The organism is Burkholderia sp. SRS-W-2-2016 (assembly GCF_001931485.1).
Taxonomy (GTDB): domain Bacteria; phylum Pseudomonadota; class Gammaproteobacteria; order Burkholderiales; family Burkholderiaceae; genus Paraburkholderia.
Genome location: NZ_MSDV01000052.1, coordinates 114734 through 131159, shown reverse-complemented (window position 1 = coordinate 131159; position 16426 = coordinate 114734). Strand labels below are relative to the sequence as shown.

The following is a 16426-nucleotide window of genomic DNA, read 5'->3' as shown; positions in this document are numbered from 1 at the left end:
AGATCTCGCGATGCTTTTTCCCTCAGAATTTGACGTAATCGTCGTTGGCGGCGGTCATGCCGGCACCGAAGCCGCTTTGGCGTCGGCGCGCATGGGCAACAAGACCTTGCTGCTGACCCACAACATCGAAACCCTCGGCCAGATGAGCTGCAATCCGTCGATTGGCGGTATTGGCAAAGGCCATCTGGTCAAGGAAGTCGATGCGCTCGGCGGCGCCATGGCGGCCGCCACCGATGAAAGCGGCATCCAGTTCCGTATCCTGAATTCGTCGAAGGGGCCGGCGGTCCGCGCGACGCGCGCTCAGGCGGACCGGGTGCTGTACAAGGCGGCGATCCGCCATCGGCTGGAGAACCAGCCGAACCTCTGGCTGTTCCAGCAAGCGGTCGACGATCTGATCGTCGAAGGTGATCGGGTGGTCGGCGCTGTCACGCAGGTCGGCCTTAGCTTCCGCTCGCGTGCGGTGGTACTGACCGCCGGCACGTTCCTCGACGGCAAGATCCACGTGGGTTTGAACAACTACACGGGCGGCCGCGCGGGCGATCCCGCCGCGGTGTCACTGTCCGCGCGTCTGAAGGAGCTGAAGCTGCCGCAGGGCCGGCTGAAGACCGGGACGCCGCCGCGTATCGATGGCCGTACGATCGACTTTTCGCAGCTCGAAGAGCAGCCGGGCGACCTCGATCCGGTACCGGTGTTCTCGTTCCTTGGCCGCGTCGAGCAGCATCCGCGTCAGATTCCTTGCTGGGTTACGCATACCAATCAGCAAACGCACGACATCATTCGCGGCGGTCTCGACCGTTCGCCGATGTATACGGGCGTGATCGAAGGGGTAGGGCCGCGTTATTGCCCGTCGATCGAAGACAAGATTCATCGCTTCGCGTCGAAGGAATCGCATCAGATTTACCTCGAACCGGAAGGGCTGACGACGAACGAGTTCTACCCGAACGGGATTTCGACCAGCCTGCCGTTCGACGTGCAGCTGGCGCTCGTGCGCTCGATGCGCGGCCTCGAGCACGCGCACATCCTGCGCCCGGGCTATGCGATCGAATATGACTACTTCGATCCGCGTGGGCTGAAGGCATCGTTGGAAACCAAGGTGATCAGCGGGCTGTTCTTCGCCGGGCAGATCAATGGCACGACCGGCTATGAAGAAGCGGCCGCACAAGGCCTGCTGGCCGGTATCAACGCGGGGCTGTTCGTGCAGGGCAAGGACGCATGGTGCCCGCGCCGCGATCAGGCTTACCTGGGCGTGCTGGTCGACGATCTGGTCACGCGCGGTGTGTCGGAGCCGTACCGGATGTTTACGAGCCGCGCCGAGTATCGCCTGAGCCTGCGCGAAGACAACGCGGATATGCGGTTGACCGAGATCGGTCGTGAGCTTGGCGTGGTCGACGACGCCCGTTGGGATGCATTCAGCCGTAAACGTGACGCTGTTTCACGTGAAACAGAGCGGTTGCGTACCACGTGGGTCAATCCTAAGACGTTACCCGCGGACGAGGCGACCGCGTTGCTCGGCAAGCCGATCGATCACGAATACAGCCTCGCCGATCTGCTGCGCCGCCCGGGTGTCAGCTACGACGGCGTGTGCGGTTTGCGCGCAGGTGCGTGTGGTGCACCGGAAGCGTTGGCGGAAGACCCGGTGCTGCTCGCGCAGATCAAGGAGCAGATCGAAATCGGCGTCAAATATCAGGGCTATATCGACCGTCAGGCCGGCGAGATCGAGCGCAATGAGGCGCATGAGAACACCCGTCTGCCGGAAGGGCTGGACTATGCCGAAGTGCGCGGCTTGTCGTTCGAGGCGCGCCAGAAGCTGACGCAGTTCCGGCCGGAGACGATCGGTCAGGCGTCGCGTATCGCGGGGATCACGCCGGCGGCGATCTCGCTGCTGATGGTTCATCTGAAGCGCGGCCTCGGCCGCCGTCCGTCGAAACCCGCCGAACCCAGCGCGGACAACACGCCGGTGGTGCAATGACGGCAGGGCAGAGGGGTATTGACCAGCAGGCGTTGGCGCTGCTGCTGGCGGACGGTATCCGTGAGCTGGGGCTCGAACTGAGCGACGCGCAGCAGCGCAAGCTGCTCGATTACGTCGCGTTGCTGGCGAAGTGGAACGCGGTCTACAACCTGACGGCGATCCGCGATCCGCGCCAGATGCTGATCCAGCACATCCTCGATTCGCTGTCGATCGTTCCGCATCTGGCGCCGCTGGGGCCGTCGTCGGCACTCGACGTCGGTTCGGGCGGTGGCATGCCGGGCATCGTGCTGGCGATCGTGTTGCCCGACTGGACCATCACGACCAACGACATCGTTCACAAAAAGACTGCGTTCCAGGCGCAGGCCAAGGCGGAGTTGGGTCTGACGAATCTGTCGGTCGTGACCGGCCGGGTCGAGACGCTGCAACCCGGCGCCGAAGTACCGGCAAAGTTCGACGTAATCGTTTCGCGCGCATTCGCAGAACTCACGGATTTCGTTACACTGGCCCGTCATCTGGTTGCGGAGCAGGGCGCGATCTGGGCGATGAAAGGCGTGCAGCCGGACGGCGAGATCGAACGTTTGCCGGCGGGCGCCCACGTGGAACAGGTGATTCGCCTGAACGTGCCGTCGCTCGATGCGGAGCGCCATCTGATCAAGGTGCGGGTGGACGCCGAAAGCTGACGGCCTTCGAGGGCCGCGCAGTACCACCAACGATTTTCACTTTATTCAAGCAGCAAAAGGGACACACCAACGATGGCAAAAATCTTCTGCGTTGCGAACCAGAAGGGCGGTGTCGGCAAGACGACCACCACAGTCAATCTGGCCGCAAGCCTGGCAGCGCAGGGACAGCGAGTCCTTCTCATCGACTTGGACCCGCAGGGCAACGCCACGATGGGCAGCGGTATCGACAAGGCCGAATGCGAGAACACCGTCTACGAAGTGCTGGTGGACAACGTCTCCGTGGCCGGCGCGCGCGTGCGGCCGGAGGCGGTCGGTTATGACGTGCTGCCCGCGAACCGTGAACTCGCCGGCGCCGAGGTGGAACTCGTCAGCGTGCAGAATCGCGAGCGGGTTTTGCGAACGGCGCTCGCGGCGGTCGAAGACGAATACGATTTCGTGCTGATCGATTGCCCGCCGGCTTTGTCGCTGCTGACGCTCAACGGCTTGTGCTCCGCGCATGGCGTCGTGATTCCGATGCAGTGCGAATACTTCGCGCTCGAAGGCCTGTCCGACCTCGTCAATACGATCAAGCAGGTGCACGCGAACCTGAATCGCGACCTGAAGGTGATCGGTCTGCTGCGCGTGATGTTCGATCCGCGCATCACGTTGCAACAGCAGGTCTCGGATCAGTTGAAAGAGCATTTCGGCGACAAGGTGTTCGACGTGGTGATTCCGCGTAACGTGCGGCTTGCCGAGGCACCCAGTTACGGTTTGCCGGGCGTGGTGTTCGACCGGGCATCGCGCGGTGCGCAAGCGTACGTGCAGTTCGGCGCCGAAATGATTGAGCGGGTGCGCGCGTTGAACGACGCGCCCCAGGCATCCTAAGCGGATCGAGGAAGCACGATGAACGCAGTTGCAAGAAAGAAGGGATTGGGCCGCGGTCTGGAGGCATTGCTCGGCGGCACCGCGGATATCACCGAAGCGGTCGTGATCGAAGGTGCGCCGAATGTGCTGCCGCTCGGCAAGATGCAGGCGGGCAAATATCAGCCGCGTACCCGGATGGACGAGGGCGCGCTGCAGGAGCTCGCGGCGAGCATCCGCGCGCAGGGACTGATGCAGCCGATCCTGGTCCGTCCGATCGGTGCGGATCGCTACGAGATCATCGCGGGCGAACGGCGTTTTCGCGCGGCGCGTCTGGCGGGACTCGACGAGGTGCCGGTCCTCGTGAAGGATGTGCCGGATCAGGCGGCCGCGGCGATGGCGCTGATCGAGAACATCCAGCGCGAAGATCTGAATCCACTCGAAGAAGCGCAGGGTATCCAGCGCCTGCTCGACGAATTCAATTTCACGCATGAGCAGGCGGCGGAGTCGGTCGGGCGTTCGCGCAGCGCGGTGTCGAACCTGCTGCGTCTGCTGAATCTCGCGGCACCGGTGCAAACGATGCTGCTCGCCGGCGATCTCGACATGGGGCACGCTCGCGCGCTGCTCGCCGTCGATGCGGCGACGCAGATCACGCTGGCCAACCAGGTCGTCAATAAGCGCCTGTCGGTGCGCGAGACCGAAAAGCTGGTGGCAATGACCACCAAGGTGACGCCCGCGGTGAAGGCGCGCGCGAATCCGGACGGCGGCCGCGATACGCGGCGGCTCGAAGAGGAGTTGTCGGACCTGCTGTCGGCAACGGTCAAAATCAAGCTCGGCCGACGCGGTCGTGGCCAGGTGATGGTGGACTTCGGCGATCTCGATGCGCTCGAAGGGATTCTTCTGCGTCTGCGCGGCAACGCCAACGTGTAAACGTGAATTGGCTTGCGGCCGGGGCATGACGAGTGCCGCAAGCTTTCGCTTCATTCCGGGTACTACGTATACGACGGTGAGAGGGCGCTCCGGTTTTCGAGCCGACGCGTTTTCACCCGTCGTTCAACCGATCCCACCGTCCCGCCCTAAATCTTCTATCACGGATTCCTAAATAATTCGATTCCAGATAATCAGGAATCCGAATAGTGACGAAATGAATCGCGACGAGGTAAACATCCTTACGCCTCACTATCGGCGTACGATGGATCCACATCGCATTCCAATCAGACGGCATCCCGGGTAGCCGCCAGCCTGTACAGTACGCGTCGCAAAAAAGCGGCAATTGTTGCATTTTCGACACGTCTGCCACAGCATCGCAAAGGTCGGTTCGTGGGCTCTGACTAATGCGATCCGCAATATCAAATTTGCCGCCCCCCGCCTGCCTTACATTTGACGTGTATTGGGTGCTCCACGAGCGCTTTACCGTATCGTGAAGGGGCTTTTCACGCGGCTTATAGCGCGGCCTAAAGTCTTGAATTGCCTGCAACTATCGCTTACAATCGCCCCGATTTAATTGCACGGCAACCCCGTAAGCACCGCGTAAACTCGCGGGCTGGCACGAGACTTTCGGAATACTGCGATGGCGCTCAAAACGTCGAATCTGTCGCCGGAGCATGGTGACGACAGACACCGCGCTGAACGCTCCGCACCCGGTCCATCCGCCAGTCGAGAGTTCGACCCCGGTGAAGCGTGGGATGACGCGCAGGAAGACAACAATATCGTTCCGCTCACGCGGGCCGAAGCGGAAAAGCTGTTTGGTCCTGACGTGGGTCGTCCATCGCGTGTGACGCCGTTCAGGGTCGTCGCAGCGCAAATGGTTTTGTCCCTGGTTGCTACGCTGGTGTGGTGGCTGTTTTACAAGCCGCCGGGCGCTGCTGCGCTGTCCGCGTTCCTGGGGGGAGCAATCTGCTGGGTGCCGGGCGCGTTGTTCGCGGCACGTTTGAAGAAACTGCGCGGCGCCGAGACCGTGATGAGATGGATGGTCGGCGAAGCGCTCAAGATGGGGACAACGATTGCGATGTTTGTCGCGATCGCCTTCTGGTATCACGACGTACGCTGGATTCCGCTACTCGTGACCTACCTCATCGCGCTGAAGACTTACTGGATCGCCTTGGCGTGGCGCTAAGGTAGCAGCACAAAAATAGCGGCAAAAAGAATTTAAGGCCGGCGCGTGGCGCCGGTATCCGGTGTGCGGTTATGACATGGCCCACACCCGGCGCGTTCCCGCAACAGAGCATTTCGGCGGGAACGGCCTGAGACGATTTTCGACAATTTGGGTGGCTTTAACGATATGGCAGCTAGCGAAGGCACGCGCGCAATGGATCCGTCCGAGTACATCGCGCACCACTTGCAGAACTTTTCCACCGCGCACCAGACGTCGATTTTCGACATCCATGTGTGGAATCTCGACACCCTCTTCTGGTCGATCGTGTGCGGTCTCGTCACGATCTTCGTGCTGCATCTGGCAGCCCGCAAGGCAACGTCCGGCGTGCCGGGCCGTTTCCAGTGCGCAATCGAAATGCTGGTTGAAATGGTCGAGGATCAATCGAAGGCGATGATCCACGGCTCGCGCACCTTCATCGCTCCGCTCGCGCTGACCGTGTTCGTCTGGGTCGCGCTGATGAACTCCCTCGACTTTATCCCCGTCGATCTGCCGGGCCGCGTGATCGGCTGGCTGGGTCTGTCGGAAGCCATCCCGCACCACCGCCTCGTGCCGACCGCCGACCTGAACGGCACCATCGGCATCGCGCTCGGCGTGTTCGTGCTGATGATTTACTACAACTTCAAGATCAAAGGCGCCGGCGGCTTCGTGCATGAACTGCTGTCCGCTCCGTTCGGCGCGCATCCGCTGCTGTGGATCCCGAACCTTGCACTGAACATCATCGAGTTCGTCGCGAAGACGGTCTCGCTCGGCATGCGGCTGTTCGGCAACATGTACGCGGGCGAACTGTTGTTCCTGCTGATTGCCCTGCTCGGCAGTCTGTGGAGCTTCGGCGCGGACACGACGGTGCTTGGCTTCATCGGCCACGTGTTCGCCGGCACGGTGTGGTCTATCTTCCACATCCTGATCGTGCTGCTGCAGGCGTTCATTTTCATGATGCTGACGCTGGTGTATATCGGCCAGGCACACGACACGCACTAACCGGCGTCGTCGAGCAAAGAATCGTAGTTTTTTAAATCCCAGTTCCAACCAGTTCTAAAAGACTTTTCACAAAGGAGTGATCATGCAAGCTTTCATCGCCAACATCCAGGGTCTGACCGCCATCGGTATCGGCATCATCATCGGCTTGGGTGCAATCGGCGCCTGTATCGGTATCGGTCTGATGGGCGGCAAGTACATCGAAGCATGTGCTCGTCAGCCGGAACTGATGAACCCGCTGCAAACCAAGATGTTCCTGCTGGCTGGTCTGATCGATGCGGCGTTCCTGATTGGCGTTGGTGTGGCAATGCTGTTTGCGTTCGCGAACCCGCTGCTCTCGAAGCTGGCAGGCTGAGGTTCCTCGGAGGTTTGCGCCTGAGCTATAACTGGTAAAGGCGCAGGGCGGAACGGGTACTGGGGCGCTGATCGAACAGAATCGATGAGCGCCTTGCCGTTTCACTTTCCGAACTAGCAACGTTTAAGGAAACACCGTGAATCTCAACGCAACTCTGTTTGCGCAAATGGTCGTGTTCCTGATCCTCGCGTGGTTCACGATGAAATTCGTGTGGCCGCCGCTGATCAACGCCATCGACGAACGCGCGAAGAAGATCGCGGACGGACTGTCCGCCGCCGAAAAGGGCAAGCAGGAACTGGAAGCCGCTCACAAGCGCGTCGACCAGGAACTCGCCCAGGCTCGCAACGACGGTCAGCAACGCATTGCCGACGCTGAAAAGCGCGCGGTCGCAGTCGCCGACGAAATCAAGGCTCAAGCGCAAGCCGAAGCCGCACGGATCATCGCTCAGGCCAAGGCCGATGCGGACCAGCAGGTCGTGAAGGCGCGCGAAACGCTGCGCGGTGAAGTTGCCGCACTCGCCGTGAAGGGCGCTGAACAGATCCTGAAGCGCGAAGTCGACCAGGCAGCTCACGCTGACCTGCTGAATCAACTGAAAGCCGAGCTCTGATCATGGCCGAACTTGCAACCATCGCCCGCCCGTACGCGGAAGCGCTGTTTGGCGTGGCCGAAGCTGGTGACATCGCCGCCTGGTCCACGCTCGTGCAGGAGCTGGCACAGGTTGCGCGTCTGCCCGAAGTGCTGTCGATCGCCTCGAGCCCGAAAGTGAGCCGTGCCCAGGTTAGCGATCTGCTGCTGGCCGCGGTCAAGTCGCCGCTCAAGGACAACGCGCAAGCGAAGAACCTGGTGCAGATGCTGGTCGACAACCATCGCCTGCAATTGCTGCCGGAAATCGCCTCGCAGTTCGAAGAGTTGAAGAACGCCCGCGAAGGGGCGGCAGATGTGCTGATCACCAGCGCATTCCCGCTCGAAGGCGCGCAGTTGAACGAACTCGTCGCAAGCCTCGAACGCAAGTTCAAACGCAAGCTGAAGCCGACGGTCGAAGTCGACCCGTCGTTGATCGGCGGCGTGCGCGTGACGGTCGGCGACGAAGTGCTCGATACCTCGGTCCGCGCGCGGCTTGCCAGCATGCAGACGGCTCTGACGGCCTGAAGCGCCTCGCGCTTTAGCGGCTGGCACGCAACAGAATTGACTATCAGGAGCGAATAATGCAACTCAATCCCTCTGAGATCAGCGAGCTGATCAAGAGCCGGATCCAGGGCCTTGACGCGAGCGCAGACGTTCGCAACCAGGGCACCGTGATCTCCGTGACCGACGGTATCGTGCGTATCCACGGCCTGTCGGAAGTGATGCAGGGCGAAATGCTCGAATTCCCGGGCAACACCTTCGGTCTCGCACTGAACCTCGAGCGCGACTCGGTCGGCGCCGTGATTCTGGGTGAGTACGAACACATTTCGGAAGGCGACATCGTCAAGACGACGGGCCGCATTCTCGAAGTGCCGGTGGGTCCGGAACTGCTCGGCCGCGTGGTCGACGCGCTGGGCAACCCGATCGACGGCAAGGGTCCGTTGAACGCGAAGATGACCGACGCGATCGAAAAGATCGCTCCGGGCGTGATCTGGCGTAAGTCGGTTTCGGAGCCGGTCCAGACCGGTCTGAAGTCGATCGATGCGATGGTGCCGATCGGCCGTGGCCAGCGCGAGCTGATCATCGGCGACCGCCAGTGCGGCAAGACCGCAGTCGCTGTCGACGCGATCATCAACCAGAAGGGCAAGAACCTCGTCTGTATCTACGTCGCGATCGGCCAGAAGGCTTCGTCGATCATGAACGTGGTGCGCAAGCTCGAAGAATCGGGCGCGCTCGAATACACGATCGTGGTCGCCGCTTCGGCTTCGGATTCGGCTGCGATGCAGTACCTCGCACCGTACGCCGGCTGCACGATGGGTGAATACTTCCGCGACCGCGGCCAGGACGCGCTGATCGTTTATGACGACTTGACCAAGCAGGCTTGGGCATACCGTCAGATCTCGCTGCTGCTGCGCCGCCCGCCGGGCCGTGAAGCTTACCCGGGTGACGTGTTCTATCTGCACTCGCGTCTGCTCGAGCGTGCTGCTCGCGTCTCGGAAGAGTACGTCGAGAAGTTCACCAACGGCGAAGTGAAGGGCAAGAGCGGTTCGCTGACGGCACTGCCGGTCATCGAAACCCAGGCAGGCGACGTGACCGCATTCGTTCCGACGAACGTGATCTCGATTACCGACGGCCAGATCTTCCTGGAAACCGACCTCTTCAACGCAGGTATCCGCCCGGCAATTAACGCCGGTGTGTCGGTCTCGCGTGTGGGTGGTGCGGCTCAGACCAAGGTCGTGAAGAAGCTGTCGGGCGGTATCCGTACCGACCTCGCGCAGTACCGTGAGCTCGCAGCGTTCGCGCAGTTCGCATCGGACCTCGACGAAGCGACCCGCAAGCAGCTCGAGCGCGGCCGCCGCGTGACGGAACTGCTCAAGCAGCCGCAGTATCAGCCGCTGCAAGTGTGGGAACTGTCGGTGTCGCTGTTCGCAGCGAACAACGGCTACCTCGACGATCTCGAAGTCGGTCAAGTCCTGTCGTTCGAAAAGGGCCTGCGCGAATTCCTGAAGTCGAGCCGTGCTGACCTGATCAAGCGCATCGAAGATACGAAGGAACTCTCGAAGGACGACGAAGGCCTGCTGCATACGGCCATCAAAGACTTCAAGAAGTCCGGCGCTTATTGATCCGCGAGTGACTCGCAAGGCATAAACGGATTTTGAAGCGGCGCGGGCCGCATGCGAATGCCCCCGCGCTGTTTCGATCCGCTTGGCACGGGGTCCGGGTAAGCGCGAAAGCGCCGGCTCGGGCCGACAAGGAGCAAGCAATGGCTGGAATGAAGGAAATTCGCGGCAAGATCAAGAGCGTGCAAAACACGCGCAAGATCACGAAAGCGATGGAGATGGTGGCCGCATCGAAGATGCGCCGCGCTCAGGAGCGTATGCGCTCTGCTCGCCCGTATGCCGACAAGGTCCGCGATATCGCTGCGCACATGAGCCGCGCGAACCCGGAGTATCGTCACCCGTTCATGGTGGCGAACGACGGCGCGAAGGCGGCCGGCTTCATCCTCGTCACGACCGATAAGGGTCTGTGCGGCGGGATGAACACCAACGTGCTGCGCGCGACGCTGCAGAAGTTCAAGGAACTGGAAGGCCAGAGCAAGACCGTCGAAGCAACGGCGATCGGCAGCAAGGGTCTGGGTTTCCTGAACCGTTTGCAGGCGAAGGTCGTGTCGAACGTCGTGCAGCTGGGCGATACCCCGCATCTGGAAAAGCTGATCGGCGCGGTGAAGGTGCAGCTCGACCTGTACTCGGAAGGCAAGGTTTCGGCGGTGTACCTCGCGTACACGCGCTTCGTCAACACGATGAAGCAGGAGCCGGTTATCGAGCAACTGCTGCCGCTGTCGGCAGACCAGTTCGAGCGCACGGAAGAAGACGGTACGACGCCGAGCACCCAGTGGGACTACATCTACGAGCCGGATGCACAGGCCGTGGTGGACGAACTGCTGGTGCGTTATGTCGAAGCGCTGGTCTATCAGGCCGTCGCGGAAAACATGGCATCGGAGCAGTCGGCCCGGATGGTGGCGATGAAGGCCGCTTCGGACAATGCGAAGACGGTCATCAACGATCTGCAGCTCGTGTACAACAAGAGCCGTCAGGCCGCGATCACGAAAGAACTGTCGGAAATCGTCGGTGGAGCGGCGGCGGTCTGATCTTAATCAGGCATGTCGCAGCGCGTGCGCCCTTGCGGCGCACCCATCGAAGAACCTGCGCCTTTGCGCGAGTGAAGAATTGAGTATCTAAAGGAAAAGCGATGAGTACTACTGCTTTGGTAGAAGGCAAGATCGTACAGTGCATCGGCGCGGTGATCGACGTGGAATTTCCGCGTGAAACCATGCCGAAGATTTACGACGCGCTCATTCTCGAAGGTTCGGAACTGACGCTCGAAGTCCAGCAGCAGCTGGGCGACGGCGTGGTCCGTACCATCTGTCTGGGTGCTTCGGACGGTCTGCGCCGCGGCACGATCGTGAAGAACACCGGCAACCCGATCAGCGTGCCGGTCGGCAAGCCGACCCTCGGCCGGATCATGGACGTGCTGGGTCGTCCGATCGACGAAGCTGGCCCGATCTCGAGCGAAACCACGCGTTCGATCCACCAGAAGGCTCCGGCGTTCGACGAACTGTCGCCGTCGACGGAACTGCTGGAAACCGGCATCAAGGTTATCGACCTGATCTGCCCGTTCGCAAAGGGCGGTAAGGTTGGTCTGTTCGGTGGCGCCGGCGTGGGCAAGACCGTGAACATGATGGAACTGATCAACAACATCGCTAAGGAGCACGGTGGTTACTCCGTGTTCGCCGGTGTTGGCGAGCGTACCCGCGAAGGGAACGACTTCTATCATGAAATGAAGGACTCGAACGTTCTCGACAAGGTCGCGCTGGTGTACGGCCAGATGAACGAGCCGCCGGGCAACCGTCTGCGCGTCGCGCTGACCGGCCTGACGATGGCCGAGCACTTCCGTGACGAAGGCCTCGACGTGCTGTTCTTCGTCGACAACATCTACCGTTTCACGCTGGCAGGCACGGAAGTGTCGGCACTGCTCGGCCGTATGCCGTCGGCAGTGGGCTATCAGCCGACGCTGGCTGAAGAAATGGGTAAGCTGCAAGAGCGTATTACGTCGACCAAGACCGGCTCGATCACCTCGGTGCAGGCCGTGTACGTCCCTGCGGACGACTTGACCGACCCGTCGCCGGCTACGACCTTCGGCCACCTGGACGCAACCGTCGTGTTGTCGCGTGACATCGCTTCGCTGGGTATCTACCCGGCAGTGGACCCGCTCGATTCGACCTCGCGTCAGATCGACCCGAACGTGATCGGCGAAGAGCACTACTCGATCACGCGCGGCGTGCAGCAAACGCTGCAGCGCTACAAGGAACTGCGCGACATTATCGCGATTCTGGGCATGGACGAACTCGCACCGGAAGACAAGCTCGCCGTTGCGCGCGCTCGTAAGATCCAGCGTTTCCTGTCGCAGCCGTTCCACGTCGCTGAAGTGTTCACGGGTTCGCCGGGCAAGTACGTGCCGCTGAAGGAAACGATCCGCGGCTTCAAGATGATCGTCGAAGGCGAGTGCGACCACCTGCCGGAACAGGCGTTCTACATGGTCGGCACGATCGACGAAGCCTTCGAAAAGGCCAAGAAGATCCAGTAAAGGTCGGGTGTAACGAAGCGGGCGCGGTAAGATTTTTCGCCGGTTTCGGTAAGTCATTCGTGACTTGCCGCGCCTCTCACAACGCTCACCCCGCCTTGAATGGGACGAGAGTCGGCGCTCACGCACTGGCTCTCGTCGACAGGAGTCGACACTTATGGCAACCATTAAAGTAGACGTCGTCAGCGCGGAAGAGGAAATCTTCTCGGGCCAGGCGAAATTCGTCGCGCTTCCGGGCGAAGCGGGTGAACTCGGCATTCTGCCGGGCCACACGCCGCTGATCACGCGGATTCGTCCGGGTGCGGTGCGCATCGAAGCCGAAAACGGCGAAGAAGAATTCGTGTTCGTCGCCGGCGGCATTCTCGAAGTCCAGCCGGGCGCAGTGACGGTTCTCGCCGACACCGCGATCCGCGGCAAGGATCTCGACGAAGCCAAGGCTGAAGACGCACGCAAGCGCGCGGAAGAGGCGCTGCAGAACACGGGATCGAACCTCGAGTACGCAACCGCGCAAGCGGAACTCGCGTACGCGACGGCTCAGCTCGCAGCGATCCAGCGTCTGCGCAAGCTGCGCGGTCAGCACTGAAGCAATACGTAGTAGAAGAAAGCAGCCCTCGCGGCTGCTTTTTTTTGATACCCAGTTGACGTTTACGGAAAGGTAAGCACAATCCACGTGGTTGGAGGACGAACAGGTTGCAGGTCACCCGTCGTGCGGCGATGCGCTGCGGGTAACACTTGATGCCGGTCACCCAGTCGCCGGTGCACAATCGATTTCAAATTCATTTCAAGCGGGCGCGCTCGCGCTCACGGAGACAACACCATGGCAACGCAGAGTTCGGGCGAAGGTGCACTGATCGAACCCAAAGACGGACTGTCGTACGTACGCGGGTCGACCGACAATCCGTTGAGTCGCGCGACCGTCGGCGAGTTTCTGCGCGACACCGTCGCGCGTTTTCCCGAACGGCCGGCGGTGGTGTTTCGTGAGCAGGGAATTCGCTGGACATGGCGGGAGTTCTCGGACGAAGTGGACGTGTTGGCGTCCGGGCTACTCGCGCTCGGCATCGAGAAGGGCGATCGCGTCGGTATCTGGTCGCCGAATCGTGTCGAATGGCTGCTGACCCAGTTTGCGACCGCTCGCATCGGCGCGATCCTCGTTAACATCAATCCGGCCTACCGGCTCGCGGAACTCGAATACGCGCTGAACAAGGTGGGTTGCAAGGCGATCATCGCGGCCGAGCGCTTCAAGAGCTCGATGTACCTGGAGATGCTGCAGGAACTCGCGCCCGAACTGGCGAGCCAGGCACCCGGCGAGCTGCGTGCGGCGCGGCTGCCCGAGCTGCGCTACGTGATCCGCATGTGCGATACGGACACCGCGGGGATGCTGAGCTTTTCCGATCTGGTCGAACGCGGTCGCGCCTCGCTCGACGTCGCCCGGCTCGATGCGATCGGCGCGACGCTGTCGTGCGGCGACCCGATCAACATACAGTTCACCAGCGGCACGACCGGCAATCCGAAGGGCGCGACGCTGACCCACAGCAACGTCGTCAACAACGCGCGCTATATCGCGATGGCGATGCGGCTCTCCGAGCAGGACGGCCTGTGCATTCCGGTGCCGCTCTATCACTGCTTCGGGATGGTGCTGGCGGTGCTCGCGTGCGTGTCGGTCGGCGCGAACATGGTGTTCCCCGGCGAAGGCTTCGATCCGGCCGCGACGCTCGCGGCGACAGCGGAGGAAAAGTGCACCGCGCTGCACGGCGTGCCGACGATGTTCATCGCCGAACTCGATCACCCGGATTTCGCGTCCTACGACTTCTCGCGTCTGCGCACCGGCATCATGGCGGGCTCGCCGTGTCCGATCGAAACGATGAAGAAGGTCGTGTCGAAGATGCACCTGAGCGAGATCACGATCGCCTACGGGATGACCGAGACGAGCCCCGTGTCGTTCCAGAGCTCGACCACCGACCCGCTCGACAAGCGCACCACGACCGTCGGCCGTATCCAGCCGCATCTCGAAGTCAAAATCGTCGATCCGCTCGGCAACATCGTGCCGGTCGGCGAAACCGGCGAGCTGTGCACGCGCGGCTATTCGGTGATGCTCGGCTATTGGGGCGACGAAGCGAAGACACGTGAGAGCATCGTCGATGGCTGGATGCATACCGGCGATCTGGCGACGCTCGATAGCGAGGGCTACTGCAATATCGTCGGCCGCCTGAAGGACATGCTGATTCGCGGCGGCGAAAACATCTATCCGCGCGAGATCGAGGAGTTTCTGTTCCGGCATCCGAAGATCCAGAGCGTGCAGGTGTTCGGCGTGCCCGACTCGAAGTACGGCGAGGAGGTGTGTGCGTGGGTCGTGCTGCGAGCCGGCGAACAGTCGACCGCCGAGGAAATCCAGCAGTTCTGCCAGGGGCAGATCGCGCACTACAAGATCCCGCGCTATATCCGCTTCGTCGACGAATTGCCGATGACGGTGACCGGCAAAGTGCAGAAGTTCGTGATGCGCGAACGGATGATCGGTGAGCTCCAGCTGAAGCAGGACAAGACCGCGTGACGCGAGGCGCGCCGCTTGTACCGGGGCCCGCTGCGACAGGAAAGAAGGGGTAGCCAAACGTCGCGACGTGGGGGCTATTTCCGCCTCGCAAACGTTTGTACAGGCGAAAAAAAAGCGGGCCTGGAGCCCGCTAAAAACCACACGCTACGGGGTTAGCGCGAGGAGACCAAAGATGGGACCGACTATCACGACGACCCTGCGTCGAATTACGGCCCCAGCAGGGATGCCCCTTCACAGGGCTTCGGCATGCGCCGACCGGCAAGTGCATCGTATCCGCTCACACCACGCACCCAGCCACATCCGTGTTGAAACCGTTGAGGGCATTGTGGGCGAATTACTCTAGGAAGGCCGTAACAAAGTGTTTCAGGTTGTAACGCCCGCCAGATAAGGCGCTGCGGGATTTATTGCCAAAATAAAATGTTTGAAACGTAACATTTACCGATGACTATCGCGCAATCTCATACGGCCGATTGATGCTATTCGCGACGCATAATGCGGCATAAATAGATCAGTGGATTGCGCATTAAATGGTTGCATATGCATCGGTTGCAGCGCGGGTTTGCGCTGTTACAAGAGTCGCAAAACTGGCCCGAATTTCTGTCGGTCAGAGCAGACGAAAGTGGTGCGTCGCAATAGTTTTGTCTGCGTGGGCCGCCGTACGAAATAGGGTCGCATTGAGTATGAGCGGACTTGTGCGGGCCTCGTGCATGCAACCTGCAACGTCGCGCCTGGTTACACGATCGTTCGAGTCCCGGCTGGCCGCCTGCGTCCGGTAAACGTAACCAGAGGCAGGCGACCATTGCTTACCTGACTACTTCAGCCACTTGTCGGAAATCGCCTGATATTCGCCGGTGGCCCGTGCGAGATGCAGCCACTGATCGACGTACTGCTGGAACGCGACGTCGCCGCGCGGCAGCAGCCAGGCCTTCTCGCCGTACTGGAACGGCTTGTCCGGATGCACCGAGCACAGCCCCGGATTCAATTTCTGCTGCAGCAGCGTCTCCGACGCATCGGTGACCATCACGTCCGCCTTGCCGGCGAGGATCTGCTTGAAGATCGTCACGTTGTCCGGATAGACGGTCACGTTCGCGTGCTGGAAGAACTGCTTCGCGAAGCGCTCGTTGGTGCCGCCCGGATTGACGATCACGCGCACGTTCGGCTGATCGATCTGCGCGACGGTCTGGAATTTACTGACGTCGTCGCAGCGGACGATCGGCGTTTTGCCGTCGATCATATAAGCCTGCGTGAAGAACGCGCGCTTTTGCCGCTCGAGGATCGGCGACACGCCGCCGATGCCGATGTCGCATTTCGCCACGAAGTCGTTCATCAGATTCGACCACGAGGTCTTCACGAACTCGGTCTTCACGCCGAGCGACTTGGCGAGCGACTCCGCCATGTCGATGTCGATCCCTTCGAACTGGCCGTCGCCCTTGTAGAACGAATAGGGCTTGTAGTCGCCGGTCGTGCACGCGCGCAGCGTGCCGCGGCTGATGACCTCGTCGAGCCGGGACGGCGCGGCGGCGGTCGGGGTGGCTGCAGTGGCTGCAGTGGCCGTGGCGGTTTGCGCGCTGGCCGCGCCGCTGTGCATCAGAACGCCGGCGAGTGCGCCGAGCAGTGCGAGTGCTGCCTTGTTCATCGA

The 16426-nt window shown here is 61.4% G+C and carries 15 protein-coding genes; 14 read left to right on the top strand and 1 reads right to left on the bottom strand.

The window, feature by feature from the left end:
* The first annotated feature begins 10 nt into the window (after positions 1 to 10).
* The 14 genes from mnmG (at position 11) to BTH42_RS23005 (ending at position 14787) form a co-directional block, all read left to right on the top strand.
* The gene (mnmG, locus tag BTH42_RS23070; RefSeq protein ID WP_075303474.1) at positions 11 to 1969 is read left to right on the top strand and encodes a tRNA uridine-5-carboxymethylaminomethyl(34) synthesis enzyme MnmG; all 1959 of its coding nucleotides are present in this window, start codon (positions 11 to 13) and stop codon (positions 1967 to 1969) included.
* On the top strand, positions 1966 to 2649 hold the full coding sequence (gene rsmG, locus BTH42_RS23065) for a 16S rRNA (guanine(527)-N(7))-methyltransferase RsmG (RefSeq protein ID WP_075303473.1): 684 nt from the start codon (positions 1966 to 1968) through the stop codon (positions 2647 to 2649). Before mnmG ends, rsmG begins: the two co-directional genes overlap by 4 nt.
* A gap of 72 nt (positions 2650 to 2721) precedes the next feature.
* Positions 2722 to 3513 (top strand): ParA family protein, encoded by a 792-nt coding sequence (locus BTH42_RS23060; protein ID WP_075303472.1) that lies wholly within the window; start codon positions 2722 to 2724, stop codon positions 3511 to 3513.
* Between the two features lie 18 nt (positions 3514 to 3531).
* Entirely contained in the window at positions 3532 to 4419 is an 888-nt protein-coding gene (locus BTH42_RS23055; protein WP_075303471.1) for a ParB/RepB/Spo0J family partition protein, read from the top strand.
* A gap of 640 nt (positions 4420 to 5059) precedes the next feature.
* Complete coding sequence (locus BTH42_RS23050) at positions 5060 to 5605, top strand: ATP synthase subunit I (RefSeq protein ID WP_075303470.1); 546 nt, start codon at positions 5060 to 5062, stop codon at positions 5603 to 5605.
* 165 nt (positions 5606 to 5770) lie between these two features.
* Positions 5771 to 6622: a F0F1 ATP synthase subunit A gene (gene atpB / locus BTH42_RS23045; RefSeq protein ID WP_075303469.1), complete on the top strand. Its 852-nt coding sequence runs from the start codon at positions 5771 to 5773 to the stop codon at positions 6620 to 6622.
* 82 nt (positions 6623 to 6704) lie between these two features.
* Complete coding sequence (atpE, locus tag BTH42_RS23040) at positions 6705 to 6974, top strand: F0F1 ATP synthase subunit C (protein ID WP_007180033.1); 270 nt, start codon at positions 6705 to 6707, stop codon at positions 6972 to 6974.
* Positions 6975 to 7110: 136 nt separating this feature from the next.
* Positions 7111 to 7581, top strand: a complete 471-nt coding sequence (locus tag BTH42_RS23035) for a F0F1 ATP synthase subunit B (RefSeq protein WP_062125160.1) — start codon at positions 7111 to 7113, stop codon at positions 7579 to 7581.
* 2 nt (positions 7582 to 7583) lie between these two features.
* Complete coding sequence (locus tag BTH42_RS23030; RefSeq protein WP_075303468.1) at positions 7584 to 8123, top strand: F0F1 ATP synthase subunit delta; 540 nt, start codon at positions 7584 to 7586, stop codon at positions 8121 to 8123.
* 56 nt (positions 8124 to 8179) lie between these two features.
* Positions 8180 to 9721, top strand: coding sequence for a F0F1 ATP synthase subunit alpha (atpA, locus tag BTH42_RS23025; protein ID WP_075303467.1), 1542 nt, complete (start codon positions 8180 to 8182; stop codon positions 9719 to 9721).
* Between the two features lie 140 nt (positions 9722 to 9861).
* A complete protein-coding gene (gene atpG, locus BTH42_RS23020; protein WP_075303466.1) occupies positions 9862 to 10746 on the top strand; it encodes a F0F1 ATP synthase subunit gamma in 885 nt (294 codons plus the stop codon).
* A gap of 101 nt (positions 10747 to 10847) precedes the next feature.
* On the top strand, positions 10848 to 12242 hold the full coding sequence (gene atpD, locus BTH42_RS23015) for a F0F1 ATP synthase subunit beta (RefSeq protein ID WP_075303465.1): 1395 nt from the start codon (positions 10848 to 10850) through the stop codon (positions 12240 to 12242).
* 154 nt (positions 12243 to 12396) lie between these two features.
* Positions 12397 to 12822, top strand: a complete 426-nt coding sequence (locus BTH42_RS23010; RefSeq protein WP_075303464.1) for a F0F1 ATP synthase subunit epsilon — start codon at positions 12397 to 12399, stop codon at positions 12820 to 12822.
* Positions 12823 to 13056: 234 nt separating this feature from the next.
* Entirely contained in the window at positions 13057 to 14787 is a 1731-nt protein-coding gene (locus BTH42_RS23005) for an AMP-binding protein (RefSeq protein WP_075303463.1), read from the top strand.
* An 811-nt stretch (positions 14788 to 15598) separates the two neighbouring features.
* On the opposite strand, the gene BTH42_RS23000 is transcribed toward BTH42_RS23005, so the two are convergent.
* On the bottom strand, positions 15599 to 16423 hold the full coding sequence (locus tag BTH42_RS23000; protein WP_075303462.1) for a transporter substrate-binding domain-containing protein: 825 nt from the start codon (positions 16421 to 16423) through the stop codon (positions 15599 to 15601).
* Positions 16424 to 16426: the final 3 nt, after the last annotated feature.

What these genes read in the sequence shown, in the direction of transcription:
- mnmG (WP_075303474.1), top strand. Translation starts at nt 11, where the DNA reads ATGCTTTTTCCCTCAGAATTTGACGTAATCGTCGTTGGCGGCGGTCAT.
- rsmG (WP_075303473.1), top strand. Translation starts at nt 1,966, where the DNA reads ATGACGGCAGGGCAGAGGGGTATTGACCAGCAGGCGTTGGCGCTGCTG.
- BTH42_RS23060 (WP_075303472.1), top strand. Translation starts at nt 2,722, where the DNA reads ATGGCAAAAATCTTCTGCGTTGCGAACCAGAAGGGCGGTGTCGGCAAG.
- BTH42_RS23055 (WP_075303471.1), top strand. Translation starts at nt 3,532, where the DNA reads ATGAACGCAGTTGCAAGAAAGAAGGGATTGGGCCGCGGTCTGGAGGCA.
- BTH42_RS23050 (WP_075303470.1), top strand. Translation starts at nt 5,060, where the DNA reads ATGGCGCTCAAAACGTCGAATCTGTCGCCGGAGCATGGTGACGACAGA.
- atpB (WP_075303469.1), top strand. Translation starts at nt 5,771, where the DNA reads ATGGCAGCTAGCGAAGGCACGCGCGCAATGGATCCGTCCGAGTACATC.
- atpE (WP_007180033.1), top strand. Translation starts at nt 6,705, where the DNA reads ATGCAAGCTTTCATCGCCAACATCCAGGGTCTGACCGCCATCGGTATC.
- BTH42_RS23030 (WP_075303468.1), top strand. Translation starts at nt 7,584, where the DNA reads ATGGCCGAACTTGCAACCATCGCCCGCCCGTACGCGGAAGCGCTGTTT.
- atpA (WP_075303467.1), top strand. Translation starts at nt 8,180, where the DNA reads ATGCAACTCAATCCCTCTGAGATCAGCGAGCTGATCAAGAGCCGGATC.
- atpG (WP_075303466.1), top strand. Translation starts at nt 9,862, where the DNA reads ATGGCTGGAATGAAGGAAATTCGCGGCAAGATCAAGAGCGTGCAAAAC.
- atpD (WP_075303465.1), top strand. Translation starts at nt 10,848, where the DNA reads ATGAGTACTACTGCTTTGGTAGAAGGCAAGATCGTACAGTGCATCGGC.
- BTH42_RS23010 (WP_075303464.1), top strand. Translation starts at nt 12,397, where the DNA reads ATGGCAACCATTAAAGTAGACGTCGTCAGCGCGGAAGAGGAAATCTTC.
- BTH42_RS23005 (WP_075303463.1), top strand. Translation starts at nt 13,057, where the DNA reads ATGGCAACGCAGAGTTCGGGCGAAGGTGCACTGATCGAACCCAAAGAC.
- BTH42_RS23000 (WP_075303462.1), bottom strand. Translation starts at nt 16,423, where the DNA reads ATGAACAAGGCAGCACTCGCACTGCTCGGCGCACTCGCCGGCGTTCTG.